The sequence below is a fragment of the Streptomyces sp. NPDC050161 genome (assembly GCF_044460025.1).
GTDB lineage: Bacteria > Actinomycetota > Actinomycetes > Streptomycetales > Streptomycetaceae > Streptomyces.
The window spans coordinates 1-24,728 of the sequence record NZ_JBITJM010000030.1; the positions used below are offsets into that span (position 1 = coordinate 1).

General features: G+C 71.3%; 23 protein-coding genes, 1 tRNA gene and 1 pseudogene. 7 read left to right on the forward strand and 18 right to left on the reverse strand.

Annotated features, from left to right (window positions below):
* The 3 genes from ACIBK8_RS32475 to metF form a co-directional block, all read left to right on the forward strand.
* On the forward strand, positions 1–294 hold a 294-nt coding region (locus tag ACIBK8_RS32475; RefSeq protein ID WP_399045909.1), incomplete at its 5' end, for a methionine adenosyltransferase domain-containing protein.
* 35 nt (positions 295–329) lie between these two features.
* Positions 330–1,307 carry a carbohydrate kinase family protein gene (locus tag ACIBK8_RS32480; protein ID WP_399045911.1) on the forward strand — a complete coding sequence of 326 codons (978 nt, stop codon included), beginning with the start codon at positions 330–332 and terminating at the stop codon, positions 1,305–1,307.
* 41 nt (positions 1,308–1,348) lie between these two features.
* A complete protein-coding gene (gene metF / locus ACIBK8_RS32485; protein WP_399045985.1) occupies positions 1,349–2,260 on the forward strand; it encodes a methylenetetrahydrofolate reductase [NAD(P)H] in 912 nt (303 codons plus the stop codon).
* Between the two features lie 61 nt (positions 2,261–2,321).
* On the opposite strand, the gene ACIBK8_RS32490 is transcribed toward metF, so the two are convergent.
* Positions 2,322–3,536: a cytochrome P450 gene (locus ACIBK8_RS32490; protein WP_399045913.1), complete on the reverse strand. Its 1,215-nt coding sequence runs from the start codon at positions 3,534–3,536 to the stop codon at positions 2,322–2,324.
* A gap of 481 nt (positions 3,537–4,017) precedes the next feature.
* Here ACIBK8_RS32490 and ACIBK8_RS32495 point away from each other — a divergent pair, with 481 nt between their 5' ends.
* A complete protein-coding gene (locus tag ACIBK8_RS32495) occupies positions 4,018–5,256 on the forward strand; it encodes a cytochrome P450 (protein WP_399045915.1) in 1,239 nt (412 codons plus the stop codon).
* Positions 5,257–5,294: 38 nt separating this feature from the next.
* Here ACIBK8_RS32495 and ACIBK8_RS32500 read toward each other — a convergent pair whose 3' ends face one another.
* The 4 genes from ACIBK8_RS32500 to ACIBK8_RS32515 all read right to left on the reverse strand — a co-directional run bounded on the left by ACIBK8_RS32500 (position 5,295) and on the right by ACIBK8_RS32515 (position 9,453).
* A complete protein-coding gene (locus ACIBK8_RS32500; protein ID WP_399045917.1) occupies positions 5,295–6,353 on the reverse strand; it encodes a PP2C family protein-serine/threonine phosphatase in 1,059 nt (352 codons plus the stop codon).
* Positions 6,354–6,568: 215 nt separating this feature from the next.
* Entirely contained in the window at positions 6,569–7,273 is a 705-nt protein-coding gene (locus tag ACIBK8_RS32505; protein ID WP_399045919.1) for a DUF4232 domain-containing protein, read from the reverse strand.
* A 192-nt stretch (positions 7,274–7,465) separates the two neighbouring features.
* On the reverse strand, positions 7,466–8,668 hold the full coding sequence (locus ACIBK8_RS32510) for a cytochrome P450 (RefSeq protein WP_399045921.1): 1,203 nt from the start codon (positions 8,666–8,668) through the stop codon (positions 7,466–7,468).
* 47 nt (positions 8,669–8,715) lie between these two features.
* Entirely contained in the window at positions 8,716–9,453 is a 738-nt protein-coding gene (locus ACIBK8_RS32515) for a DUF3159 domain-containing protein (RefSeq protein WP_399045923.1), read from the reverse strand.
* Positions 9,454–9,694: 241 nt separating this feature from the next.
* Here ACIBK8_RS32515 and ACIBK8_RS32520 point away from each other — a divergent pair, with 241 nt between their 5' ends.
* Together ACIBK8_RS32520 and ACIBK8_RS32525 are read left to right on the forward strand one after the other, a co-directional pair.
* Positions 9,695–10,423 (forward strand): response regulator transcription factor, encoded by a 729-nt coding sequence (locus tag ACIBK8_RS32520; protein WP_399045924.1) that lies wholly within the window; start codon positions 9,695–9,697, stop codon positions 10,421–10,423.
* A gap of 40 nt (positions 10,424–10,463) precedes the next feature.
* Positions 10,464–11,858, forward strand: coding sequence for a sensor histidine kinase (locus ACIBK8_RS32525; RefSeq protein ID WP_399045926.1), 1,395 nt, complete (start codon positions 10,464–10,466; stop codon positions 11,856–11,858).
* A 393-nt stretch (positions 11,859–12,251) separates the two neighbouring features.
* Here the strand turns inward: ACIBK8_RS32525 and ACIBK8_RS32530 are convergent, their stop codons facing one another.
* The 5 genes from ACIBK8_RS32530 to ACIBK8_RS32550 form a co-directional block, all read right to left on the reverse strand.
* Positions 12,252–15,695: an FG-GAP-like repeat-containing protein gene (locus ACIBK8_RS32530; RefSeq protein ID WP_399045928.1), complete on the reverse strand. Its 3,444-nt coding sequence runs from the start codon at positions 15,693–15,695 to the stop codon at positions 12,252–12,254.
* A 790-nt stretch (positions 15,696–16,485) separates the two neighbouring features.
* A tRNA-Ser gene (locus ACIBK8_RS32535) sits at positions 16,486–16,572 on the reverse strand.
* A gap of 68 nt (positions 16,573–16,640) precedes the next feature.
* The gene (tadA, locus tag ACIBK8_RS32540; RefSeq protein WP_399045930.1) at positions 16,641–17,168 is read right to left on the reverse strand and encodes a tRNA adenosine(34) deaminase TadA; all 528 of its coding nucleotides are present in this window, start codon (positions 17,166–17,168) and stop codon (positions 16,641–16,643) included.
* 67 nt (positions 17,169–17,235) lie between these two features.
* Positions 17,236–17,772: a hypothetical protein gene (locus ACIBK8_RS32545; protein WP_399045932.1), complete on the reverse strand. Its 537-nt coding sequence runs from the start codon at positions 17,770–17,772 to the stop codon at positions 17,236–17,238.
* Between the two features lie 258 nt (positions 17,773–18,030).
* Positions 18,031–18,237: a hypothetical protein gene (locus ACIBK8_RS32550; protein WP_399045934.1), complete on the reverse strand. Its 207-nt coding sequence runs from the start codon at positions 18,235–18,237 to the stop codon at positions 18,031–18,033.
* Positions 18,238–18,415: 178 nt separating this feature from the next.
* Here ACIBK8_RS32550 and upp point away from each other — a divergent pair, with 178 nt between their 5' ends.
* On the forward strand, positions 18,416–19,051 hold the full coding sequence (gene upp / locus ACIBK8_RS32555; RefSeq protein ID WP_393689449.1) for a uracil phosphoribosyltransferase: 636 nt from the start codon (positions 18,416–18,418) through the stop codon (positions 19,049–19,051).
* Positions 19,052–19,154: 103 nt separating this feature from the next.
* Here the strand turns inward: upp and ACIBK8_RS32560 are convergent, their stop codons facing one another.
* The 8 genes and pseudogenes from ACIBK8_RS32560 to ACIBK8_RS32595 form a co-directional block, all read right to left on the reverse strand.
* A complete protein-coding gene (locus ACIBK8_RS32560; RefSeq protein ID WP_399045936.1) occupies positions 19,155–19,811 on the reverse strand; it encodes a LytR C-terminal domain-containing protein in 657 nt (218 codons plus the stop codon).
* A gap of 142 nt (positions 19,812–19,953) precedes the next feature.
* Positions 19,954–20,250 carry a type II toxin-antitoxin system VapB family antitoxin gene (locus ACIBK8_RS32565; protein ID WP_003986294.1) on the reverse strand — a complete coding sequence of 99 codons (297 nt, stop codon included), beginning with the start codon at positions 20,248–20,250 and terminating at the stop codon, positions 19,954–19,956.
* A 192-nt stretch (positions 20,251–20,442) separates the two neighbouring features.
* On the reverse strand, positions 20,443–21,045 hold the full coding sequence (locus tag ACIBK8_RS32570) for a DUF4232 domain-containing protein (RefSeq protein ID WP_399045938.1): 603 nt from the start codon (positions 21,043–21,045) through the stop codon (positions 20,443–20,445).
* Positions 21,046–21,186: 141 nt separating this feature from the next.
* A complete protein-coding gene (locus tag ACIBK8_RS32575) occupies positions 21,187–21,732 on the reverse strand; it encodes a hypothetical protein (protein ID WP_399045940.1) in 546 nt (181 codons plus the stop codon).
* Positions 21,729–22,433 carry an RNA polymerase sigma factor gene (locus ACIBK8_RS32580; protein ID WP_399045942.1) on the reverse strand — a complete coding sequence of 235 codons (705 nt, stop codon included), beginning with the start codon at positions 22,431–22,433 and terminating at the stop codon, positions 21,729–21,731. Before ACIBK8_RS32580 ends, ACIBK8_RS32575 begins: the two co-directional genes overlap by 4 nt.
* A 26-nt stretch (positions 22,434–22,459) precedes the next feature.
* The gene (locus ACIBK8_RS32585; protein ID WP_399045944.1) at positions 22,460–22,939 is read right to left on the reverse strand and encodes an LPXTG cell wall anchor domain-containing protein; all 480 of its coding nucleotides are present in this window, start codon (positions 22,937–22,939) and stop codon (positions 22,460–22,462) included.
* Between the two features lie 216 nt (positions 22,940–23,155).
* A pseudogene (locus tag ACIBK8_RS32590) lies at positions 23,156–23,355 on the reverse strand (bL32 family ribosomal protein).
* Positions 23,356–23,605: 250 nt separating this feature from the next.
* Positions 23,606–24,661: an NAD(P)-dependent alcohol dehydrogenase gene (locus ACIBK8_RS32595; protein ID WP_399045946.1), complete on the reverse strand. Its 1,056-nt coding sequence runs from the start codon at positions 24,659–24,661 to the stop codon at positions 23,606–23,608.
* Positions 24,662–24,728 lie beyond the last annotated feature (67 nt).

Below are 24,728 nucleotides of genomic sequence, written 5' to 3' on the forward strand. Positions count from 1 at the left end.
GCGGGTCTCGCGGCGCGTTGTGAGGTGCAGGTGGCGTATGCGATCGGCAAGGCGGAGCCGGTGGGTCTGTTCGTGGAGACCTTCGGTACCGCCACTGTCGACACCGACAAGATCGAGCAGGCCATCGGCCAGGTCTTCGACCTCCGCCCCGCCGCGATCATCCGCGACCTGAACCTGCTCCGTCCGATCTACGCGCAGACCGCGGCTTACGGGCACTTCGGCCGTGAGCTGGACGACTTCCCCTGGGAGCGCACCGACCGGGCCGCGGCCCTGCGCACGGTCGCCGGCTCCTGAGCCCACCGCCTTCGAGCCCAGGTCCGGAGAGAGATATGCGTATCGCTGTCACGGGGTCCATCGCCACCGACCATCTGATGGTTTTCCCCGGCAAGTTTTCCGACCAATTGCTGGACGGACATCTCGACAAGGTCTCCCTGTCGTTCCTCGCCGACAAACTGGAGATCAGGCAGGGCGGGGTCGGCGCCAATATCGCGCTGGGACTCGCACGGCTGGGCATGAGCCCCGCACTGCTGGGCGCAGTGGGACGCGACGCCGCCGATTACCTTCAGTGGCTGGCCGCCAACGGCGTGGAAACCGAGCGGATAAGGGTCAGTGCCTCGCTGCACACCGCGCGATTCGTCTGCACCACGGACGCCGAGCAGCGGCAGATCGCCACGTTCTACGCGGGCGCCATGTCCGAGGCACGGGATATCGCGCTGGCACCGGCGTTCCGCGCGGGACTGGATCTGGTGGTGGTCGCGCCCAACGACCCCGAGGCGATGCGCCGCCACACCGCCGAATGCCGGGAATCCGGCATCGCCTTCGCGGCCGACCCGTCGCAGCAACTCGCCCGCCTCGACGGCCAGACGGCCCGGGAATTGGTGGCGGGGTCGCGTTTCCTGTTCACCAACGAATACGAGGCCGCGCTGCTCGGGGAACGTACCGGGTGGAGCGCGCGGGAAATCCTCGAACGGGTCGGCACCTGGATCACCACACTCGGGCCGCGGGGCGCGACGATTGCCCGCGCCGGGGAACCCGAATGCACCGTCCCGGCCGTACCCACCGGCGACATTCTGGATCCGACCGGTGCGGGCGACATCTTCAGGTCGGGATTCCTCGCCGGTGTGGCCTGGGAATGGCCGTACGAGCGGGCCGTCCAACTGGGCTGTGCGCTGGCCTCCGTTGTCCTGGAATCCGTAGGAACCCAGGAGTACGAACTGTCCGCCGCACACCTGATGGCGAAGATGGACAAGGCGTACGGGGCGGCGGTGGCCGAGGAGATCGGGGCCCACCTGGAGGAAGCGCTGTGAATGCCGGGCCCGCCGACTTCGCGCACCCGGGACGGCCCCGGGTGCGCGACATACTCGCCGCCGGACGGCGTTCCTACTCCTTCGAGTTCTTCCCGCCCAAGAGCGATGCGGGCGAACGCGCCCTGTGGAATGCGATCCGGCGTATCGAAGCGCTCTCCCCGACCTTTGTTTCGGTGACCTACGGCGCGGGCGGCTCGTCCCGCGACCGTACGGTGGCCGTGACGGAACGGATCGCCACCGAGACGACGCTGCGGCCCGTCGCGCATCTCACCGCGGTGGGGCATTCGGTCCAGGAACTCCGGAACATCATCGGGCAGTACGCGGACGCCGGAATCGGTGACGTACTGGCACTGCGCGGCGACCCGCCGGGCGACCCGCGCGGCCCCTGGGTGCCGAGTCCGCAAGGTCTCACCTACGCCGAGGAGTTGGTTTCCCTGGTCCGCCGGTGCGGCGATTTCAGCGTCGGGGTGGCGGCCTTCCCCGAGCGGCACCCGCGCTCGCCCGACTGGGAAAGCGACATCCGCCACTTCGTCGCCAAATGCCGGGCGGGCGCCGACTACGCCATTACCCAGATGTTCTTCCACGCCGACGACTATCTGCGGCTCCGGGACCGGGTCGTGGCCGCCGGCTGCGATATCCCGATCATTCCCGAGATCATGCCGGCCACGGATTTCCGCCAGATCAAACGGTTCGCCGAACTGAGCAACGCCCGTTTCCCGGAGGCACTGGCACGGCGGCTGGAAGGCGCCCGCGACGACACCGGCGCCGCGCACCGGATAGGTGTGGACCACGCCACCGAAATGGCGCGGACCCTCCTGGACGAGGGCGCCCCCGGCCTGCACTACATCACCCTCAACAAATCAACCGCGGCCCAGGAAATCCACCTGAACCTGGGCCTGCGCCCCGACGGCCACCTCCCGGCCGTCACCGCCCCCGCGGGCGGTGACGGGTAACTCCACGCCGTCCCGCACCAGAAGAGTGCCGATCACCCGGCCTGGTGAGCCTCCCCAGGGCTCACCAGGCCGCCGGGAGACTCAGCGGGCTGCGGGTGGTGGTGCCGAGCCGCCACTCGACGGCGGACAACGGCAGGGTGAGGCGCAGGTCAGGGAGCCGGGCGGCCAGCCGGTTGAGGGCCAGCCGCAGTTGCAGACGCGCCAGCCAGGTGCCGGGGCAGTAATGCTGACCGGCTCCGAAGGCCAGGGTCGGCCCCTCCAGAGGCGCGAACAGGCTGCCGTGCGCGGCACTCGGGAAGACCTCGGGATCCCGGTTGGCCGCACTGCGGTCCGCCGCGACCACTTCGCCGGCCCGGATGCGGACGCCGCCGACTTCGACGTCCTCGGAGGTCCGGAGGAGGCTGCCGGGCCGGTCCCCGTAGTCGCCGAGCGGGATGAGATGCAGCAGCCGGTCCGCCAGCAGACCGGCCGCTTCCTCGTCGGAGCCGATCCGGGCCCAGGTCTCCGGGCGCTCGCCCAGCAGGTAGAGCATGGCGTTGCCCAGGACCGTCAGCGTCGTCTCGTGCCCTGCCACCACCAAGCCGCAGACCAGATTGACCAGTTGCGTCTCCGGGATCCCGCCGTTGCGGTCGGCGGTCAGGACCAGGGTGCTGACCAGGTCGTCGCCCGGCGAGCTGCGCCGCTCGGCGAGGAGTTCGGCCGCGAAAGCGGAGAACTCCCGCAGGGCCACCGCCACGTCCTGAGCGTCCCGTCCCGCACCCGCGAAGGCGTGCTCCGACCAGTGCCGAAGCTGTTCGGTGCGCAGCTCCTCCATGCCCATCAGCCTGCTGATCACGGCTACCGGCAGGGGCAGGGTGTAGCCGGTGATCAGATCCGTTGGCGCGCCGCGCCGGACGAGTTCGTCCAGCAACCCGTCGACGACGGAGGTCACCCAAGGCCGCCAGCGTTCGATGGCCCGCGGGGTGAACGCCCGCTGGATGGTACGGCGCACCCGCAGGTGCTCCTGCCCGTCCTTGTTGAACATCGAGTCCGGGTCGTTGCCCAGGTTGAGGTTGTCGGTGAGCGGCGGGGCGTCCGGTGCGAAGAGCAGGGACCGGGTGAACCGTGCGTCGGTGAGCACCTTGCGGACGTCTCCGTAGCGGGTGATGAGCCAGACGGGGGTGCCGTTGGGCAGCGTCGTGCGCCGGGGCGGGCCCGGTTCGGGGAGCTTCAGACAGTGCATCGGTACCAACGCGTGGTCGGTGGTCTCCACGGTGGTGCCGTCGGTGTCGGACATGAATCCTCCTGGACCTGGCCGGTCCTACCCGTCCCGGACCTCCTGCCGGGGGCGTGAAGCCGCCCGGCCGGGGCACGGGAGAAGACCGGTGTGCGCGGGTCACCCGTCGGCCCGCTTCCGCTTCCGTGCGGCCCCTGGGCGATGACCTCCGCAGGGACCTGCCCGCCATGGTTCCGCGCACATTCCGCCAAGTCCCCACGGGCGGCGGCCAATCCACCCGTACGTGCGAAACGGACGCGGTGCGGCGGGTCGGCGCCGCACACGCCCAGGACCCACGGGCGAACGCCTGACCGCCCCCCGCCCCCGTACGCATGAACGTCAGCACTCTGCGCAGCACCGGGCATCAAGAGGGGAGCAACCTGTCGACAGGTCTGCTCAAGCGACGTACGCGTCCGCCGGACCACCCTGCCGGATCGCCCGATCGCCGCGCCCCGTAGCGCGCCGAGGCCACGGCCGACCCGCCGGGCACGGAGCCCACGAGGTGAGGAAGAACGTGAACGCCACCGCCAACATCCCATCAGCCGCAGCCCACAGCCCGGCCTATCCGATGGAGCGCAGCTGCCCGTACCGGATGCCCGACGGGTACCAGGCGCTGCGTGAGGGACGGCCGTTGACGCGGGTGACGCTGTACGACGGGCGCTGGGCCTGGCTCGTCACCGGCAACGCCGAAGGCCGCGCCCTGCTGCCCGACCCGCGCCTCTCCGCCGACACCAGCCACCCCTCCTTCCCCTGCCTGATGCGGGAGATGGCCGACCAGCAGGTCCCGCAGCTCCCGCTGATCGGCGTGGACGACCCTCTGCACGCCCGCCAACGCAGGCTGCTGGCCTCCGGATTCGGCATCCGCCGGATCGCCGCGCAGCGCCCGCACATCGAACGGACCGCGGCGGAACTGACCGACGCCATGCTGGCCGCCGGCGACCGGGCCGAACTGGTCGGCGCCTACGCACTGCCGCTCGCATCCGAAGCGACCTTCACACTCCTGGGCGTCCCGCCCGAGCAGCGCCCGGAACTCGCCGGACTGGCGAAACGCATGCTCACCCTCTCCGGCGAAGGCAACACCGACCAGGCCGAGCAGGCTTACCGCCAACTCCTCCTCCAGCTCGAAGAGTTGCTCGCCTCCCGGCACCTGACCCCCGGCGAAGGCGTCATCGACGACCTCATCGCCCACCACCAGCCGCTCGGCGATGCGGACATCGGCGACCTCGCCATGATGTGCATGGTCCTGATCACCGGAGGAAACGACACCACCGCCGTCACCCTCGCGACCTCCCTCCACGCCCTCCTCGAACACCCGGACCAGCTCGACCGCTTACGCGGCGACCCCACCCTGGTACCTGGCGCCGTCGAGGAACTGATGCGCCTCACCTCCGTCACCGACGCCCTCCTCCGCGTCGCCACCGCGGACATCGACGTCGCAGGCCACACGATCAGGGCCGGCGACGGCGTGATCTTCTCGACGATGCTGATGAACCGGGATCCCGACGCCTGGGAAGCCCCCGACACCCTCGACGTCCACCGCAAGGCCGGCCGCCACGTCGCCTTCGGCTACGGCATCCACCAGTGCGTCGGCCAGAACCTCGCCCGCGTCGAAATGGAGATCGCCCTCACCACCCTGCTGCACCGCATCCCCACCCTCCACCTGGACCCCGACCACCAGGTGCGCAGCGTCACTCCGCACGCCCAGCTGGGAGGCGTGGCGGAACTTCCCGTCAGGTGGTGAGCGGGGCGCCGCCGAGTACGCCGACCGGTGGACCCGGGCTAAGCCGGCTGATCCCGCTGACCGTCGAGCCGCTCGGTAGGGGCGCACAAGCACACGGCGAGGGCGGCGATGTCGTCGTCGAGGCGTCCTCTGCTGTAGTGGAGGAGGTCATGGTGGAGAGCGTTGAGCAGTTCGCCGGGGTGTCCCGGGGGCTGCCGGCGCAGCCAGGACGTCACCGGGAAGAACTCGCCGTCGTGGCCGCGGGCCTCGGCGACCCCGTCGGTGTAGAGGAACAGCAGGTCGCCGGGGGTGAAGGCGAAGGTGTCGATGGTGTAGTGATCGCCGATCAGCTCCGCGAGGTTGAGCAGCGGAGAGGGCGCGGTGGGCTCCAGGGCGCGGACCTCCCCGCCGTTCAGGAGCAGCGGCGGGGGATGCCCGCAGTTGAGGATTCCGATGCTGCGGCCCCCGTGCGGGATCTCGGCGAGAAGGGCGGTGGCGAAGCGCTCCATCATGCCTTCGGGGGCAAAGGCGGCGTTGTAGCGGGTACTGCTGGCCTCCAGGCGGCGCGCGATATTGACCAGGTCGGCCTCGTCGTAGGCCGCCTCGCGGAAGGAGTTGACCATCGCCGCGGCCGAGCCCACCGCCGGCAGGCCCTTGCCCCGCACGTCGCCGATGAGCAGCCGGACCCCGTACTTCGTGTTGACGACCTCGTAGAAGTCGCCGCCGATACTGGCCTCCGCCGCAGCCGCGAGATACAGCGCCTCGATCTCGACGCTGCCGATGCGGTGCGGCATCGGGCTCAGGACGACCTGCTGCGCGGCGTCGGCGACGAGCCGGACCTGGAACAGGGTCTGCTCCCGCCGGAGCCGGACATGACTTCCGTACGCGGCTGCCACGGTGACGGCGACGATCCCCGCCGCCGTCCACCACGTCCCCAGGCCGGGGAACACCATGCCGAGGCCGATCATGAGGAGAAGGCAGACGGTCCCCAGCAGGATGGTGGGGAGTACGGGCCACATGGCGGCGGCGAGGGCCGGCGCTGCGGGCAGGAGCCGGCTGAAAGCCAGTTCCGGGGGAGTGCCGTACGCCAGGCCGGCGATGACGACCGTCAGGATCACCGGAGACAGCAGAGTGAGCCTCCGGCCGTGGCTACGGCGGAGGCTCACTCGTCCAGGCTTGATCACATTTCGCAGGATATCTACGCACAGCGGACATGGCGCTCTGGTGAGTCGGAGTCAGCCGACTGCGCCCGGACGGTGCACCCTGCTGGGCGATGGCACCGAGGCCGGGCGGAGCCGGGCTTTTCGGCGACCGGAGCCCGCGGCCGTGCCCGTCAGAAGTCGTAGGGCTTCTTGGTGTTCCAGTTGAGTACGTCGGCTTCGTTCCAGGTGAACTGGGGCTTGTCGCCCTTGGCGGCGACGGAGTAGTAGGGGCCGTTGTGGCCGTCGGTGCCGCGCAGTGCCATGGCGAAGTTGTCGGCGGTGTGGTTCTTGGAGCCGTAGTCGAAGAGGTTGACCGCGCTGTAGAGCTTGCCGCCGGGCTGGAGGGTGAGCTGCTTGTTGCCGCCCTGGTCGTCCTTCTTGGAGTGCGGCAGTGCGGCGCTGTCGACGTCGCCGCCGAGCTTCACGGAGGGGTAGGAGGTGACCCAGCAGGGCGTGGAGCCGGTGTTGGATGCGGTGATCAGGAGGTGGTCGCCCTGCTGTCCGGCGAAGCGGTGCTCCGCGGTGACCTGCAGTTCGTCGCCGACGCACTGCCGGGCGCCGGCCGTGGTGCCCTTGCCCGCGGTCTGGCCCGTCCCGCCCGATGCGGCCGTCGAGCGCGCGCTCGCCTTGGCGTCACCGCCGCCGTTGGCCTGCTCCGTGCCGCCCTGGCCGTCCTTGCCGTCCTGGGATGCGGGCCGGCTCTGTGCGGTGTTGGCGGTGTGGTCGGTGCCTGCTGCCTTGGAGTCGCCGTCGGCGCCGTTGCAGGCGGTCAGGCCCAGGGCCAGGGCGGCGGTGACGGTGGCCAGGGCGGCGGTACGGATCCGGGAAGTGCGCATGATCGGGTTCCCCCTGCGTTCGTGCGGGACTCCCTTGGACCGTTCCCGCGGTGTGGACACCACTCTTCCCGGCACCACTGACGTTCCGGCAACGCCTCACTCACGTCCCGCAAACGACCTACGCGCGAAACGGCCGGCCGGTCCGCGCGTCGGTCGTCCAGGCGGTGGGGTTCGTGGAGCGGACCGGAGGCACTACCAGGTGACGGGGACCTCGTTCAGGCCGCCGGTCAGCCGGTCCGTGCGGACCGCGATGTCCTCGATGTCCACGGCCAGCCGTAGGCGGGGGAACCTCCGGAACAGCGCCGGGAACACCGTGCGCAGCTCGGTCCTGGCCAGGTTCGCGCCGATGCAGAAGTGCGCGCCGTGGCCGAACGCGAGGTGCGGGTGGGAATCGCGCGCGGGATCGAACTGCTCGGGGTCGGTGAAGGCATCCGGGTCCTGGTTGGCGGCACCGAGGGCGAAGATCAACGCGTCACCGGCGTGCAGCGTCTGCCCCGAGACCGTGATGTCCTCGTGTGCGTAGCGCACCAGGCCCAGGCCGCCCGGCGAGGTCCGGCGCAGGATTTCCTCCACGGTGCTCTCGACCCGGCCGTCGGGGTCCGCGACGAAGGCGTCCCGGCGGGCCACATCGGACAGGAGCAGGAGGACGCCGAGGCCGATGCGTCCGGCGGTGGTCTCGTGACCGGCGAAGATCAGTCCCGTGACGAGCCGCGCGATGTCCTGGTCGGTGAAGGTGGGGAAGTCCCGTTGCGCGAGCACCAGATCGGAGATGACGTCCTCGGCCGGACGGGCCCGCTTGGTGTCGGCCAGTTTGCTGGTGTACGCCATGAATTCGTCCATGGCGGTGCGGGCCACGTCGCCCTCGTTGATCCTGCCGATCCGGTCGGAGAGGCCGCGGAAGAAGTCACGGTCTTCGTAGGGCACGCCGAGCAGTTCGCAGATCACGAGCACGGGCAGCGGGAAGGCGAGGTGTTCGTGCAGGTCCACCGGTTCGCCGGGAGACCGGTCATGGGCTGCCTGCATCGCATTGAGACACCCTTCGGTCAGTTCCCTGATGTGATCGCCCAGCGCACGCATCCGTTTGGCGGAGAAGGCGGGCGCGAGCAGCCTGCGAAGCCGCTGGTGGTCCGCCGCCTCGGTGTCGTAGTCCCCGGTAGGTCCGCTGTTGAGTGCGGCGTGGGAGATCTTCGAGGCCGTCTCCGGCGCCGGGTGTGACCGCCCGAGGCGCGGATCGCCCAGCAGCGTCCGCGCTTCGGCGTAGCGGGTCACCAGCCATGCCGGGTCGCCGGCGGGGGTGCGGACCTGGGTGAGTGGGGCCTGGCGGCGCAGGACGGCGTAGCGCGGTGCGAGGTCGAGCACGTTGGGACGGTCGAACGGCAGTTGGGGGGCGGTCATGGGCTGTTGCCTCCTCGATCGGTGGTTTCGCCGCGGATGCGCGTTCATCAAGCGGTCTTTTGCGGAGCAGGGGGAGTAGGGGGAGCAGGGGGAGGGAGAGGAGCCGGTGAACTCGCGTGAGCGTCACAGCGATCGGCTTCGCGGGCACAGCGGTGTGTACCGGCCGCGCGGCGGAAGACCCGCCAGGCCAGCAGCGCGCCGAGCCCGTGCACGAACGGCCCGGCGATGTGGGTGAAGCCGAGGGTGACGGTCTGGCCGGCCAAGAACAGCGGGACCTCGACCGACAGCATGACGAGCTTCATGGCGAACAGGACCAGGTTGGCTCTGGTGTAGGCCCGGCGGCGGATCGGGCAGCGGCGCCATCTGGTCCGCTCGCCGGTGACCAGCCCCGCCGCCAGGGCCAGCGGCGGCCAGCCGAACGCCAGCAACACCGGCGTCACCGCGGCCATGACGCCTTGGATCACCAGGCCGGGGAGAAAGAAATTGGTGGCGTCTCCGGTGCCTGTGGCCAGCGCACCTCCCACGCAGATGACGCCGAGAACACCGAGCGTGCGCCAGACAGGTTCGCTGCGCACCAGCCGGTAGACGCCGGTGACGACGGCGCCCGCGCAAGCGAACGCCACCGCGGCGGCGAGCCGGCGGGTCAGCCCGAAGCTCAGCGTGAAGCAGAGGCCAGGCGCGATGTCGATCAACGCTCCGCGCGCCCGCTTGCGCACGTCACGCCGGGTGTCGTCCGCACCCTCGTCGTCGCGGGACGGAGAGTCGCGGGACGGAGAACGGTCCATGGCTGCTCCAGGGGCTGGCGGCGCTCGTTCCGGTGTGCTGACGCCAGGAAACCCAGCGCGGCTGACCCCGCGCGGTCATCGGGCTGACCATTGCCTGACAGTGCCGCCCGACGGCGTTTCCGCTGCTCAGCCGCGAGCTTCCGGCGGACGGCGTCGTTCGGCCGCGCAGTAGGATGCCGACGGCCGGGATCCGGCGGCGCGCCGCCGCCGCAGACGAGTGACAAGACGATGGGCACCTGCCATGCGGTCCGCTTCTCCGAACGAGGGGGTGTCGCCGCCGCGCGGAAGCGGGCAGCGGCTGCTCGTCGTGGACGACGATCCGCGACTGGCCGAACTGCTGGAGACCACCCTGAGCCTGGCGGGCTATCAGGTAACGGTCGCGCAGTGCGGCGCCGACGCCCTGCACGCCTGCGAAACGGTCGGTCCCGATCTGCTGGTGCTGGACGTGATGTTGCCCGACATGGACGGCTTCACGGTGTGCCGACGGCTGATCGAGAACGGGACACGGCTGCCCGTGCTGTTACTGACGGCGCGGGACGCGATCGAGGACCGCGTGACCGGTCTGGTCACGGGCGCCGACGACTACCTCACCAAACCGTTCAGCGTGCTCGAACTGCTGGCCAGGGTGCACGCTCTGTTGCGCAGAGCGGGCACGGCAGCGGAGCCCAGCCCGGTGCTGAGTTTCGCCGACCTGACCGTGGACGAGCGCAGCATGCGGGTCCGCCGCAGCGACCGGCTGATCACGCTGTCGCCGACCGAGTACAAGCTGCTGCGCTACCTGATGGTCAACGCCGACCACGTGGTGTCGAAGGACCAGATCATGGACCACGTGTGGCAGCACCGGTTCGACCCCGGCGTCGTCGAGAAGTTGGTGTCCCGGCTGCGGGCGAAGGTGGACGTACACCCGCCGGACCTGATCCACACGGTGCGCGGCTTCGGCTACAGCCTGCGGCGCTCCGGAGGCGACTGACATGGCCCACGCCTGGCGCGGCTCACTGAGAGGCCGTCTCATGGCGGGGGTCATCCTGCTGGCGGCCCTCGGCATGGTGGCGGTCGACGTGACCGCGCTGATCGGGCTGCGCCTCTACCTCACCGGTGCCACCGACACCAACCTCAGCCAGGCCCGCGCCACCGTCCAGCGCCACGCCGAGAGCCACGCCGCCCCGATCCTGGAATCCACCCTCGACACCTTGGTTCCCGCCGGCGCCTACGTCGCGCTGCTCGACAAGCAGGGCCACGTCGTCACCGAGACAGCGGCACAAGGCCCCAACGGGCAGCCCACTCCACGCCCGGACCTGCCGAAACCGCTCCCGGACGGATTCGCCGAGCACCCGGTCACCGCACCGGCACAAGGCGCGGTCATACCGAGATACCGCACCCTGGCTTTCCCCGTGGGGGCGCACGCCATGGTCCAGCCGGCGACCGGCACGGCACCCGAACCGATCAGCGCGATGGTGATCGCCAGCAGCCTCGCGCTCTCCGACGATGTCGTGTACTGGCTCATCGGCGCCGATGCCGTGGCCACCCTCGCCGCACTCGCCGGAGTCGCCCTCCTGGGACATGGCGTGCTGCGGGTGGGCATGCGGCCCTTGCAGGACATGGCCACAACCGCCACCGCCATCGCAGCCGGCGACCTCCACCAGCGCATCGATGTCGTCCGGCCACACTCCGAGATCGGCGAGGTCGGCAGTGCGCTGAACCAGGCGTTCGACGCGCGACAACAGTCCGAGGAACGGCTCCGCCAGTTCGTCGCCGACGCCTCGCACGAGCTGCGCACGCCACTGACCACCATCAGAGGCTGGGCCCAACTGCATCTGCACGGACTCGCCCAGCAACCCGAACTGGCCGAGCGGGCAATGCTGCGCATCGAAGAAGAAGCCACCCGGATGCACACCACCGTGGAGGAACTCCTGCTGCTCGCCCAGCTGGACCACGGCTGCCCGCCGGCCGACACCCCGGTCGACCTCGGCAGGCTCGCCACGGGCGCCGTCACGGACGCCCACGCCCTCGACCCCGGCAGACCGATCACCGTCGATGTCCAGGGCGAGGCGTTCGTCAACGGTCACGAGGAGCGACTGCTCCAAGTACTGCGGAACCTGCTCAGCAACGCACAGCGGCACACACCCGCCGGAACACCGATCGCCGTAGCGGTCCACTCGCCGCGCGACGACCGGGTGGAACTGACCGTCACCGACCACGGCCCCGGCATGAACACCGAAACCGCGCACCGAATCTTCGAACGCTTCTACCGCGGCGACGGCTCCCGCAGCCCCAGCACAGGCGGCACCGGCTTGGGCCTGGCCATCGTCAAGTCCATCACCGAAGCACACGGCGGCACAGTGACGGTAACCACCACAAAGGGCAAGGGCAGCATCTTCACTGTTGCCCTCCCTGCTGCCCATTAGGGGCACTCCAACAGCCCTTGACCGTAAGTGAGTTGGCGGTAGTCGCGGCCTCACCGAAGCGCGCCGTGCAGCACCGCCGTGTTGCATGCGCCGCACGAACCCCCCTGACTGCGTTTCCGCAGGTCAGAGGGGCGTTTCGGTGTCGTTGGGTGGCGTTCCGTGCCGTTCGATGACGCGGTTCGCTGCATGTGCAGCGAGCTTCGAAGGGGCCGTTCAGCGCCTCGGACGTGCTTCTCGTCGAAGCGCGGGGAGGGGGGCTTCGGCGGTTAACCGAGGTGTGTCAGATCGAGCGCGTTGGCATTCCGCCCGGCAGGGGGGGGCGTAACGGCCCCGGCCGGGACCTGGCAGCTGCATGTGCCAGGCCCCGGCCGGGAGGTTCATCGGGTGTGGGCGCTACGTGTTGCCGCCCCGGTTGAGCCAGGCGCGGACGGATCCGCCGCCGTAGACGACGACGTAGTCGGCCTTGCCGTCGCCGCTGATGTCGCGGAACGCCACCTTGTTGCCGGGGTATCCGGTTTCCTTGACGAAGTACCGGTGTTCGGTGAAGCGCCGGCGGGCCTTGTCGCCGTTGTTGAGGTAGGCGTGCACGGCTCCGCGTTTGCCGACCATGAGGTAGTCGGCTTTGCCGTCGCCGTTGACGTCCGCCAGGCGCAGCATGCTCCGGGAGCCGTAGAAGACTCCGGGGGCCCAGTTCCGGTGCTCCTCCCAACGCCACCCGCTGCTCCCGTACTCGGGGAGGTTGTAGTAGGCGTGGACGGAGCCGTCCTTGCCGACCCGGAGATAGTCGTCACGGCCGTCCCCGTTGACATCGGCGAACCGGACGGCCTCCTGCGGGACATTGTCAAAGTTCAAGCCGACCGGTCCGGGCCCGCCCCAGTTGATCTCGCGACCGCTGTCCGTCAGGCCCCCGTTCGGGATGAACCGCACAGCATCGTCGGCGTGCGAGGGAGGGATCACGGCGATGTCGTCGAGTCCGTCTCCGTCCAGATCGGCGAAGCGGAGTTCCCAGTCCTTGGCCCAGGTGAGGTCGAGTTGCTGGTCGACGCTGTCGGTCCGCACCTCTTTCCAGCGTGGCTTGCCGGGCTTGCCCTTGCGATTCAGAGCGATGCGCAACGTGCGATTCTTCTCGTCGATGCGCACGTAGTCGTCGCGACCGTCGCCGTCGAAGTCCGCGAGGTCGGTGCGGCCCGAGGGGTGGGCCATGCCGGGGGCGATGGTGCCCAGCGCGCGCCAGCCAGGTCCGGCCTTGCTTCCGTCGCCGGAGTGGCATGGGGAGTCCGGTTTCTGCGGATCGGGCTTCTCGATCCAGCCCTCGACCGCGGCGTCCATGACTCCCTCGTAGAAGTCGTTGCCGAGTTTCGCGTAGCCGTTGTCGTTGGGGTGGGAGTCGTTCTGGAGGCCGTCGCCGACCTCGACGTCACTGGTGTCCACCAGCCGCACGTGCTTGCCGTGTGAGCGGAAGTCCCGGACGATGCCGGGCAGTTCGGCGTTGAACGCGTCGATGCGGGGCTGCATACCGGGTTTCGCGGTCGGGAGGACCTTCGCGACCACGACCACCGCCTTCGGCGAGTCCGCCAGCACCTGCTTGATCAGGGACTTCATCCGCTGGGGCGCCGTCTTCAGCCGGTAGACCTGGTCGAAGTCGTTGGTCCCGGCATGCAGCGTGATCACGTTCGGCTGATACCGAGGCACGGCGCACGCGGCAAACCCCGCGATCTCATCGATGCGCTTACCCCGATGCCCCTCGTTATCAGGGTCGGGCATGTTTCCCCGTCGCCCCGAGCCGACGAAGTTGAGCTTGTCTTCGCCGACCACGTCTTTCAGGGCGTTGTACAGCACGCCGCGGTACCCGTTGCCGTCCGAGCTCTCCAGGCCCTCGGTGATCGAATCGCCCAGCGGCATCAGGCGGATGTGCGGCGCCTTCGGCCCCGGCTCGGATTCCGGATCCACCAGCTTGAAGCTCTGGTTCTCGTCATTGGCGCACGCAGCGAGACCGACAGGGCGGTTCTTTTCGGTGTGGTGCTGCAGGCACAGGTTGGTGGCTTCGTTGCGGTAGCGGACGGTGCCGTCCGCGAACCGCTCGCCCAGCCAGCGCTGGCCTGCCCCGCCGACGCCACGGTCCTCGTCGCACCGCCGCAGCTCGGCAGCCGTACGGACCCCGGCGGACACGTCGTGCACCCCCAGACACACCTGGGTGCCGTACGGGCTCTTGAACCGCACGAGGTTGTCGCCCGGAGTGAGCCGCTCGACGTTCCAACCGGACCGGAAGCGGTCCGACCCCGGCGGGGATCCCTCGGACGGTGCGGGTGCGGGCCGGACCTCGCTCCCGGGTGAGCCCGTGGTGCGGGCCACCCGGCTGCCGTGGAACAGGGCGGATTCCAGACGGACGTCGGTGGCGGCCGTCGGCCAGTCCCCTGACGGCCCGGCGGGGTTGTCCCGCCAGTGCTGGTGGGGGTCGTCGGTGCACGTCTCCGCGATGACCTGCTCGGCGTACCGGCCCATGCAGAGATAGGGGATGGCCACGTTCCGCCAGCGCTGCGCCCCCTCACTGATCTCGTTGCGCCCCACGTCCACGTCGTCGATGGCGTCGGTGAGCGTCCACTGCGCCCGCGGGCTGTCGCACGGGCCGTCCACGATCAGGGAGGTCTGGTCCGGTTGGGCGTCCGGGCCGAGGGAGGCGCAGATCTCCCCGGCGCGGCGAGCGGAGCGGGTGCCTTGGCTGCCGCTGCCCAGGGCCGCGAGGATCTGGGCCCCCGACCGCAGGACGCGCGTGCGAAGGCGGGCCGATCGGTCGCCTACCCTCCAGGAGCCGTTCACGTTGCGTTGGATTCCCCGGTTGTTGCGCCGTAGCGCGGTCACCGTGAGGTCGTGACCGGGGGACGGTCCGGACGGCGGGGCGGGCGCTCCCGCCCGAGCGATCCGGACCAGCACATGGTCGGCTCCGGTACCGCTCGGGACGGTCGCGCGCAGGTCGCTCGGCATGCCGTACGCAATCGCGTAGTCCAGCTCGCTGGGCCGGTTGCCGGTGATGTGTGTCGGCCGATTGGTGCGCAGCAGCCGCTCGCCGGATTCCAGGTGCAGCGACTGGCGGGCCTGGGTGTTGTCACGGTTGAGGATGTTCACGTTGAAGTCGCCGAGCACGACCCAGTTGGGCGCCTCCGGGTGGGCGCGGGCGTGGGCACGAACCTCTTCGAGCAGGCCCGGGACGTCGCCGCCGCGGGCGTGGGTGTCCCAGTACCACGTGTCCCCGAACCGCAGACCGAGCAGCGGACGTGACCGGTAGGCGTTGTTCGGGCCGTCCGGGTCGTAGACCGGGTTCTCCAGGACGTAGACCTCGTCGGCGACGGCGTCGGTGACGAGCGCCAGGTTCACCCGGCCACCGCGCCAGCGGTCCACGTCGGTTTCCCCGTTCCGCTGCGGGTCGGTCTGCAGGAAGTACACCTGGCGGATTCCGCCGTCGGTCTGCCAGGGCGTGCGCGTGACGATGTCGGGCTGTTCGTGCGGGCGGCCCCCGACGTCGATCCGCTGGACGTCTTCCCCCTCCGCCGGCGGGGGCGGTCCGGGGCCGACTTCCTGGAGCGCCAGCAGCACGCCCCGCCCGGCCCTGGGTGCCACATCCGTGGTCCACCGGGTGCCTCTGTCGGAGCCCTGCATGTTGTACGTGGCGAACTCCGACGGAGGGTCACTGTCCTCGGCATGCGCCGGCGTCGCGGCCGGCGTCACGGCCAGCAGGGCCGCCAGTGCGCTCAGGACGGTGACCACGGCGGTGATCCACCGCCGTCGCGCCGTCGGTATCCGCGAAGTCCCCAGGACCCGCGGACGGCTGTCTCTGATCATCGATCAAGTCCCTCCCCGTTGGTGGTCCCCCGCGCCGGTCGGCACGGGGGACCGCAGGGGCCGCCGGCTCGCCCCAGCGGCACCGTGTGGCCGTACCGGCAGCGGACCCGGATCGGAGCGCCTCCCCCGATCCGTGGTCGAGCCGGTGCTGCACGGATGCCGAACGAGCGGTCCACAGCCCCGCCGACCGGAGGAGACGCGAAGAGCGGCGCACGAGGTTCACGGACCATCGCTATCCGGCCCCACCTCGCACCCCCCGTTCCGTACGACTCGACAGCCGACTGGCCAGGGTGAACGGGCTACGCGCTCAGCACGTCCACCGGCCTCGGCAGCTCGGCACCACGGCCCCGAATTCTCCCGGGAAAGTCCCCCTGGCCTGGTGCTTCACCACGTCGGGCCGAACTCCGGAACAACGAGCCGACGTTGTCTTCTTCCGGCCCGGTCGGAAAACAGGAGAGGGGGCGGCAGCGGCTGTCCGAGCGCGTCGTGCCCGAAAACCCTCCGCCGGTGCAGGTCAGGCCACCAGGTGACCGCCGCAGGCGGAAGACCGACCCGGCAGCCGAGTGGGACGAGCCGACTGACAAGGCGGCGGGTGGTACTCCGTGCTCACCATTCCTGGGATCCGTGGGACGGCGCTCCCACCGAGGGGTGCTCCAACGCCCCTTGTTTGCAGGGGAGTTGACGACAGCTACGGCCTGGCCGGGTGTACTGTGCAGCGGACTTCGCTGCACATGCAGCGAGCAAAACACCCCCCTGACCACGTTTCCGCAGATCAGAGGGGTGTTACAAGCGGTAGCGGTGGGATTTGAACCCACGGAGGAGTTGCCCCCTCACGCGCTTTCGAGGCGCGCTCCTTCGGCCGCTCGGACACGCTACCGAGAGAGAGCTTAGCCCAAGAGGGGCCGTGGGCCGAAATCGGATGCCGGGAGCTGTGGGCTGGCGGGGTCAGCGGTCGCGGAAGAAGGTGGTCAGGAGGGCTGCGCAGTCGGTTTCGAGTACGCCGGTGATGACCTCGGGGCGGTGGTTGATGCGGCGGTCGCGGACCACGTCCCAGAGGGATCCGACGGCGCCGGCCTTCGCGTCGTAGGCGCCGTAGACGACGCGGTCGACGCGGGAGAGCACGATCGCGCCCGCGCACATCGTGCAGGGTTCGAGGGTGACGACGAGGGTGCAGCCGGTCAGGCGCCAGTCGCCGGGGCGGCGGGCGTCCCCGGTGTCGCGCAGGGTGCGGGCGGCGGCGCGGAGGGCGAGTACCTCGGCGTGTGCCGTCGGGTCGCCGGTGGCCTCGCGGGTGTTGTGGCCGGTGCCGATGACGGTGCCGTCGGCGGACAGGACGAGGGCGCCCACCGGGACGTCGCCGGTCGCGGGAGCGTGCGTGGCCTCCGCCAGCGCCTGCCGCATCGGTGCGATCCAGGGATCGCGCAGCGGGTCGGGCGCCGGGGAGGGGGAGGGGGCGGATGGGGGGACGGTCATGTCCCCAGTGTCGGGGACGTGACCGGGAGCGCGGGCCCGGCGCGGTGCGGGTGCGGGCCCGCGGGGCTCAGCGCACGGCCTCCAGGACGTCCGTGCAGCCGAGGGCGTCGGCGATCTGGGACAGGGCGTCGCTTTCGAGCATGAGCAGCTCTTTCGGGCCGACGCCCAGGTCGCTGAGGAGTTCGACGTCCCCCAGCGGGCCGGGTGGCGGCGCGTGGCTCGTGGACTCCGCCGTCGTCTCGTTGTCGTCGTTCGGATCCGTTTCGGGTTCGCCGTCCTCCGTACCGTCCAGGTCGAGGCTGTCGAGGTCGGACGTGTCGTCGTCCTCGCGGCCGAGCAGTTCCTCGGTCAGCATGGCGCCGTACGAGCTTTTGGCGGCGGCGGCTGCGTGCGAGACGAAGACGCGGGGGTCTTCCTCGCCGTCCACGCGGACGACGCCGAACCACGCGTCCTCCTGTTCGATGAACGCGACCACCGTGTCGTCGTCGACCGCCGCCTCCCGGGCCAGATCGGCCAGGTCGGTCAGCGTTTCCACTTCGTCGAGCTCCGTATCGCTCGCTTCCCACCCGTCTTCGGTGCGCGCGAGCAGTGCGGCGAAGTACACCGTGACTCTCCCACTGTCATAACGTGCCGGGCCGGGCGGGGCGACGCGGATGCGCCACTGGTCCCGCCCCCGTCGGAATCGTGGCAGAAACAACGCGTCCGCGCGGGGTCTTCGGCGCTGCGTCGTGCGGCGGTTGTGAGAGATGTCGCTCACGTGCCGGAGCGCGGGCGGGGGAGTTGGGTGCTTTCCGGGCACGGGCGAGAGGCGTGCGGGCCCGCGCGTGGCGCCTCGCCGTGCCGGTGGCGCGGGCCGCGGCGGCTACCAGCGGAACGTACGCATCCGCACGGCCTGCCGCATCCGGGCGGCCCGTGCGCGGCGTGGCTGTACGCGGGCCCGCAGCTCCTTCGCCTCGTGCAACTCGCGGAGGAATTGGGCCCGTCGCCGCCGGCGTGCCGCGTCGCTCCCGTCCTCGCGGGCGCCGGACGCGGCGTCCGGCGTGTCGTCGGAAGGCTGGGAGTCGGCCACGCGGCACACACCACCTCGGGGTGAGGTCCTCGCCCGGGGCCGAGTCGGCGCACCGGGGTACGTGCCCACTTTCCCCCGATGCGGCGGTTTGATGCCCAGGGGGTTGCGGGGCCGGCGAACGCCTTGGCGGGGTACCGGGCGGGCGCCGGGGCCCGCCGGCTCGGTTAGTGTCGATGTCATGCGGATCCACGTCGTCGACCACCCGCTGGTGGCGCACAAACTCACCACACTGCGCGACAAGCGCACCGATTCCCCCACTTTCCGGCGGCTCGCCGACGAGCTGGTCACCCTGCTCGCGTACGAGGCCACCCGTGATGTGCGTACCGAGCAGGTCGACATCGAGACCCCGGTGACGACGACCACCGGCGTGCGGCTTTCGTACCCCAGGCCGCTGGTCGTCCCGATCCTGCGGGCCGGTCTCGGCATGCTGGACGGCATGGTCAGGCTGCTGCCCACCGCCGAGGTCGGCTTCATGGGCATGGTGCGCAACGAAGAGACGTACGAGGCGCAGACCTACGCCACCCGGATGCCCGACGACCTCTCGGGCCGTCAGGTGTACGTCGTCGACCCGATGCTGGCCACCGGCGGCACGCTGGTCGCCGCGATCCGCGAGCTGATCAAGCGCGGTGCCGACGACGTCACGGCGATCTGCCTGCTGGCCGCGCCGGAAGGTGTCGAGGTCATGGAGCGCGACCTGGCCGGCACGCCGGTGACGGTGGTCACCGCGGCGGTCGACGACCACCTCAACGCCGACCGGTACATCGTGCCGGGGCTCGGTGACGCGGGTGACCGGATGTACGGCACGGCGGGCTGACCTCCCGGAACTCGTCCCCTGACACCACTCGGGCCCCTCGCCGTGCTGCGGCGGGGGGCCCGGGTCATGCCGTGCGGAGGGCATGCCGTGCGGAGGGGGTGCGTCAGCACTTCTCGGGGGCGGGCGGCGGCGGGGCGGGGTGCTTGAGCCGCGCCAGGGACTTCTCGGCGTCCTTCGCCGTGGTCAGGTCCTTGAAGGCGTCGCCGATGATCAGGTCGACGGCGGTGTCCTTGCGGTCGTCGGTCTGCTGCCTGGCGCCGGTGAGCTGGGTGCCGAGCACCTTCAGCTGGCCGTCGGCCGCCGCCTTCGGGCCGAGCAGCAGGCCGCTGGTGGTGACCTTCTTGTCGTAGGCCGCGGGTGCGTTGCCGACCTTGCCGATCATGAAGCCGCGCTTCTTCAGCGCGTCGGCGGTGCGCTTGGCCAGGCCGGAGCGCTGGGTGGCGTTGAGGACGTTGACGGTCATGGTGGCGGGCTCGGGCAGCGGGGGGCCGGCCGCGGGCCTGGCCGGTTTTCTGCCCTCGTCGGGCCGTCCGTCCCCGCATTTCTCCTTGCTCTCGGCGGCCTGGGCCTTGCCCGCGGTGCCGCCGAACACGTCGATGAGCTGCAGGGTGCCCCAGCCGGCCAGGCCCAGGACGCAGACCGCCGCGACGACGGTGAGGGCGATCCGGCGGCGGTGTCGGGGACGACGCATCCGCGGATACCTGTCGCCCGTGATGCGGTACTTCTTACCGCCCATGCCAGGGGGCGTCAGCATGCTCATGGGCGCAGCGTAGTGCGGGCCCGTGCGCATGCCTACTAAATGATCAATGCGTGGCGTGTGAGGCAACCCGAAAGGGCCAATCGCGGCAAGGGGGAGCTGGGGCCGGTGCCGACGCCTGACACGCCGGGCCGGGCGCGGTGGCTCAGCCCAGTTCGAGCACCCGGGCGTGCAGCACCTGGCGCTGCTGGAGGGCGGCGCGCACGGCGCGGTGCAGGCCGTCTTCGAGGTAGAGGTCGCCCTGCCACTTGACGACGTGGGCGAAGAGGTCGCCGTAGAACGTCGAGTCCTCGGCGAGCAGCGTTTCGAGGTCGAGCTGCTGCTTGGTGGTCACCAACTGGTCGAGGCGTACCGGGCGCGGGGCGACATCCGCCCACTGACGGGTGCTCTCCCGGCCGTGGTCCGGGTACGGCCGCCCATTTCCGATGCGCTTGAAGATCACACGGAAAGCCTACCGGGCGAGCGGCTGCGGGCGCAGCCATGCGACGGGAGTATGAAGGCGACAATCGGCCGTAAATCCGGATCGATGCAGCGGTGTGCCGCACATCAGGAGCGAGGGTGGGGCGCGGAGCCTCGTTCCGGGGCGGTCAGAAGTTGTGCACAGGCTGTGGACGGCGGGTGCGGTGCGGGGTGTTCACCACCGTAGGGCGTCCGCGCGGTGCGCCTGCCAGTACGTGACCCGGGCGGCGTCCGGCTCGACGCGTACCGGGCCGCGGCTGTCCAGGCCGACCTGGGCCGGTGCGGCGCCCACGGCCAGCGCGACGCCGAACTGGGATATCCGCGTGTGGTGCCGGCCGGGCGGGCGGCCCGTCGAGGTGTGGTGCGCGCGGACCGTGGCGTAGGCGCTCTGGTGCGGGGCGAGGGAGACGGGGGCCGGTGGTCTGCTGGCCTCGATGGCGGGGACGGCGGTCCGCTGCCTTTCGGTGAGGCGCAGCAGCGGGTACGGCTGGGCGGCGAAGGAGCATTCCTTGTCGGCGTAGTTGGTGACGGTCAGCAGCAGCGGGCCGTCCGGCCGCTTGCCGCCTCCCGCGGGGCCGGCCCGGAAGGTGAGCATCTCGGGTGTGCAGGCGACCGGGGTGCCGGTGGACGTGGTGTCGCCGTACGCGGCGAAGGGGGTCGCGGGTGCGGCGGCGGTGGCGGTGCCCGAGCCGCCGCGGCAGGCGGTGAGCGACAGCGCGGTCGCGGTGAGCAGTGCGGCGGCTGCGATCCGGCGCCCGGCGGCGGTGGCGAACGGCATGGGGGCTCCCCTGGGCGTACGGCGTGCGGTGGCCGGTGATCGACGGCCGATGACCGGCGGCGGGTGGCCCGCGGTACGACGATCTTGCGCGCAGCTGCTGCTGATCGGCTAACACGCGGCTAACGCAGGTCGGAGGGCGGCTCAGGAGGACGGGCGGGCGGTGGCACCCGGGGGCGGGGCGTCGGCGCGGGCGGTGGGGGTTGCGGGCGGTGACGAGGTGGGGGCGCTGCTCGGTGGCTTGCCCGCCTCCCGGGCGGCCCGGCCGGGGGTGTCCGTAGGGGTGGCGGAGGGGCGGTGGAGCCTGCGGGGGTCCGGGGTGCGGGAGGGGGTGGGGGCCGCGGGATTGGCGGACGGGGTGGAGACGGACGGGGTCGGCGACGGGGTCGGGGAGTCCGGTACGGGGGTCGGCGAGGAGGCCGGGGACGGGCGGGCGGGCGGCCCGTCGGGGGTCAGGGCGGCGTAGCCGCAGGCGACCGCAGCGGCGGTCGCGGCGGCGGCGAGCGGCAGGGCGAACCGGCGCGTCCAGTGGCCCACGGCGGAGCGCAGGCCGCGCCGTTGCTGTGCCACCGGCGGCCGGGCCGGGCGCAGGTCGCGCGGGCCGATGGTGTCGGCCCGCGCCGCGAGGGCGTGCCGCAGCCGGGTCTCCACGGGCCTTTCGGCGCCGGGGTCGTGGCCTTCGGTGGTCATGACCGCTCTTCCAAGATCTTCTCCAGTGCGTCCAGGGCCCGGCTGGCGAGGGACTTCACCGAGCCGCGGCTGATGCCGAGGGTCGTCGCGATCTGCGCCTCGGTCAGGTCGCCCCAGTAGCGCAGGACGAGGACCTCACGGCGGCGTGCGGTCAGCTGGTTCAGCGCGGCGATGACCTCGCGGTGCTCCTCGTCGAGCACGATCCGCTCCTCGGCCGACGGCGCGTCGGCCTCGTGCGGCGGGGTGTAGTTGCGTGCGCTGCGGCGGCGTCTGAGCACCGAGCGGGCGGCGTTGACGACGGCGGTCCGCAGGTAGGCGAGCGCGTTGTCGACGTCGGCGAGCCGCTCGCCGTGGCGTTTGCAGAGCGCGGCGAACGCGTCCTGGACGACGTCCTCGGCGGTGGCGCGGTCGTCGACCAGCAGCACGGCGAGACGGACCATGGCCAGCCGGTGCGCGTGGTACAGCTCGCCGATCGTCGGCCGCTGCTCCGGGGGCGGGGCCGTCGTCGGCGCACTGTGCGGGTCCGGCGGCCGGGGTACGGCGGCGGCGTTGGGGGACGGGTGGCGGGACGCGTACCCGGGCCGGCCGCCGTCGCGGGTCGCGGACGGGCGGACGGTGCGGCGCAGCCACTGCCACAGGGCAGGCCGCGGCCCCGGCAGGGCGAACCGTGCCGGGGCGGGCTGGGGGAGTGCGTATTCCATCGGTTCCCAGAAAGGGGCGGTGGGGGTCAGGCGCGCTTGCGGCGGGCGGCGTAGACGGTGCCGCCGCCGATGGCGAGCAGTGCGGCGGCGCCGCCGCCCAGCGCGAGGGTGGTGCCGTCGGACGCACCGGTGTGCGCGAGTTCCTTCTTGTCGGCGTCGCCCCTGCTGCCGCCGACGGGCGCGGGGGCGGGCGCGGGGCGGGTGCGGTCGCCGGGGGTGGCGGGCTGAGCGCTGGGGCGGCTGTCGGGCACGGTGCGGCCGGGGTGCGAGCGGACCGGGGCGGGGACCGCAGTGGCCCGCTCCCCGGGGGTGCTCGGCTGCGGCTGGGCCTCGCTGGGCCGGGCCGACGGCTCCGCGGACGCGCTGTGCCCGGAACGCGGCGCGGGGGCGGTGTCGTCGGCGTACGCCGGGCCGGCCGCGGACAGACCGGCCAGCGCGAGCGCGGCGAGCAGTCCGGCACCGGCGGCGCCGCGCAGCCGGGCGCGGGTGGTGGTGCTCCGCGTCACGGGGGAGGGGGACGGCGCGGCTGCGTGCGAAGTGCGGGAGAGGTTCACGGTGTGCTGCTCCACTGTCGACGGGCGGCGCCTGGTGGCGCCCTCACCTCTGACGACGTGCGGCAGGACCCGGGGTTGCCGATGGAGCGAAAAAACTTTTGCGGGATGCGGCGGGGCGTCGGCCGCGGTGGGGCGGGCCCGCCGGGACCGTGCCGTGCCGCGTCGCCGTCAGTCCTTCGGGTCGATCAGGCCGAGGCGGTACGCCTTCACCAGGCGCTGCGGGACCTGGTACACGGAGCCGTCCACGGTGACCGGGACCAGCTGCGGGGTGCTGGCCTTCCACTGGGCGCGGCGGAGGGGGTGCCCCCATGCGTTCAGCGATGGGGGAGTGTGTTGCTGCGGGAGAGCTTGCGCTTGGGTACGGCCATGGGGTTCGGGGCCTCCTCGGGGCGGAGTGGGGCGGACACCGGGAGGTTATATGGGAATGGGTTTCATTTCCACTTTGGGGTGGGGAGGTGACGGGAGGTGGAAAGGGGGACGCCCGGGACGGCCTGGTGGGGCCGTCCCGGGCGTGGGTGCTCCGGGCGCCTGCGGGGGGAGCGGCGCCGGAGCGGGCCGGGCCGGAGCGTGGTGTCCGGGCCCGGCCTGGTCGGATCGTCGTGTCCGGTCCGCGCCGGGTCAGATCGTCGCGGTGTCGATGACGAAGCGGTAGCGGACGTCGCTGGCGAGCACCCGCTCGTACGCCTCGTTGATCCGGTCGGCGCTGATCACCTCGATGTCCGCGCCGAGGCCGTGCTCGCCGCAGAAGTCGAGCATCTCCTGGGTCTCGCGGATGCCGCCGATCAGCGAGCCCGCGAACGACTTGCGCTGCTGGATCAGCGCGAACGGCGCGATCGGCAGCGGGTTCTCCGGGGCGCCGAGCTGGACCAGGGTGCCGTCGGTGCGCAGCAGGCCGAGGTAGGCGTTGAGGTCCAGGTTGGCCGAGACGGTGTTGACGATCAGGTCGAAGGTGCCGGCCAGCGCCTCGAAGGTGGCCGGGTCCGACGTCGCGTAGTAGTGGTCGGCGCCGAACCGCAGGCCGTCGTCCTTCTTGCGCAGCGACTGGCTCAGCACGGTGACCTCGGCGCCCATCGCGTGCGCGATCTTGACGCCCATGTGGCCGAGGCCGCCGAGACCGACGACGGCGACCTTCTTGCCGGGGCCCGCCTTCCAGTGGGACAGCGGCGAGTAGAGGGTGATGCCGGCGCACAGCAGCGGGGCCGCGGCGTCCAGCGGGATGCTCTCGGGGATGCGCAGCGCGTAGTTCTCGTCCACCACGAGGTGGGTGGAGTAGCCGCCGTAGGTGGGCTCGCCGTCCCGTCCGGTGGCGGCGTACGTCCCGACGTTGCCCAGTTCGCCCGTGCAGTACTGCTCCAGTCCTGCCAGGCAGTTCTCGCACTCGCGGCAGGAGTCGACGAAGCAGCCGACGCCGACCCGGTCGCCCGCCCGGTAGCGGGTGACCTCGGAGCCGACCTCGGCGACCACACCGGCGATCTCGTGGCCGGGGACGATCGGGAAGGTCCCGCCGTCGCCCCATTCGGCGCGCACGGTGTGGATGTCGGAGTGGCAGATTCCGGCGTACTTGATGTCGATCAGGATGTCGTGGGCACCCAGTTCGCGGCGCGGAATCGTGGTCCGCTCCAGCGGTGCCTTCGGTGCGGGTGCGGCGTACGCGGCGACAGAGGTGTGGGTCATGCACCCGAGCATGCAGGCGGACAAAAGCCCTAGCCAGTGCCCCCTTCAACGTATGACGGGCGTTCCT

What these genes read in the sequence shown, in the direction of transcription:
- upp (WP_393689449.1), top strand. Translation starts at nt 18,416, where the DNA reads ATGCGGATCCACGTCGTCGACCACCCGCTGGTGGCGCACAAACTCACC.
- ACIBK8_RS32575 (WP_399045940.1), bottom strand. Translation starts at nt 21,732, where the DNA reads ATGACCACCGAAGGCCACGACCCCGGCGCCGAAAGGCCCGTGGAGACC.
- ACIBK8_RS32530 (WP_399045928.1), bottom strand. Translation starts at nt 15,695, where the DNA reads ATGATCAGAGACAGCCGTCCGCGGGTCCTGGGGACTTCGCGGATACCG.
- ACIBK8_RS32510 (WP_399045921.1), bottom strand. Translation starts at nt 8,668, where the DNA reads ATGACCGCCCCCCAACTGCCGTTCGACCGTCCCAACGTGCTCGACCTC.
- ACIBK8_RS32515 (WP_399045923.1), bottom strand. Translation starts at nt 9,453, where the DNA reads ATGGACCGTTCTCCGTCCCGCGACTCTCCGTCCCGCGACGACGAGGGT.
- ACIBK8_RS32580 (WP_399045942.1), bottom strand. Translation starts at nt 22,433, where the DNA reads ATGGAATACGCACTCCCCCAGCCCGCCCCGGCACGGTTCGCCCTGCCG.
- ACIBK8_RS32480 (WP_399045911.1), top strand. Translation starts at nt 330, where the DNA reads ATGCGTATCGCTGTCACGGGGTCCATCGCCACCGACCATCTGATGGTT.
- ACIBK8_RS32570 (WP_399045938.1), bottom strand. Translation starts at nt 21,045, where the DNA reads ATGCCGTTCGCCACCGCCGCCGGGCGCCGGATCGCAGCCGCCGCACTG.
- ACIBK8_RS32560 (WP_399045936.1), bottom strand. Translation starts at nt 19,811, where the DNA reads ATGAGCATGCTGACGCCCCCTGGCATGGGCGGTAAGAAGTACCGCATC.
- tadA (WP_399045930.1), bottom strand. Translation starts at nt 17,168, where the DNA reads ATGACCGTCCCCCCATCCGCCCCCTCCCCCTCCCCGGCGCCCGACCCG.
- ACIBK8_RS32525 (WP_399045926.1), top strand. Translation starts at nt 10,464, where the DNA reads ATGGCGGGGGTCATCCTGCTGGCGGCCCTCGGCATGGTGGCGGTCGAC.
- ACIBK8_RS32595 (WP_399045946.1), bottom strand. Translation starts at nt 24,661, where the DNA reads ATGACCCACACCTCTGTCGCCGCGTACGCCGCACCCGCACCGAAGGCA.
- ACIBK8_RS32505 (WP_399045919.1), bottom strand. Translation starts at nt 7,273, where the DNA reads ATGCGCACTTCCCGGATCCGTACCGCCGCCCTGGCCACCGTCACCGCC.
- ACIBK8_RS32490 (WP_399045913.1), bottom strand. Translation starts at nt 3,536, where the DNA reads ATGTCCGACACCGACGGCACCACCGTGGAGACCACCGACCACGCGTTG.
- ACIBK8_RS32520 (WP_399045924.1), top strand. Translation starts at nt 9,695, where the DNA reads ATGCGGTCCGCTTCTCCGAACGAGGGGGTGTCGCCGCCGCGCGGAAGC.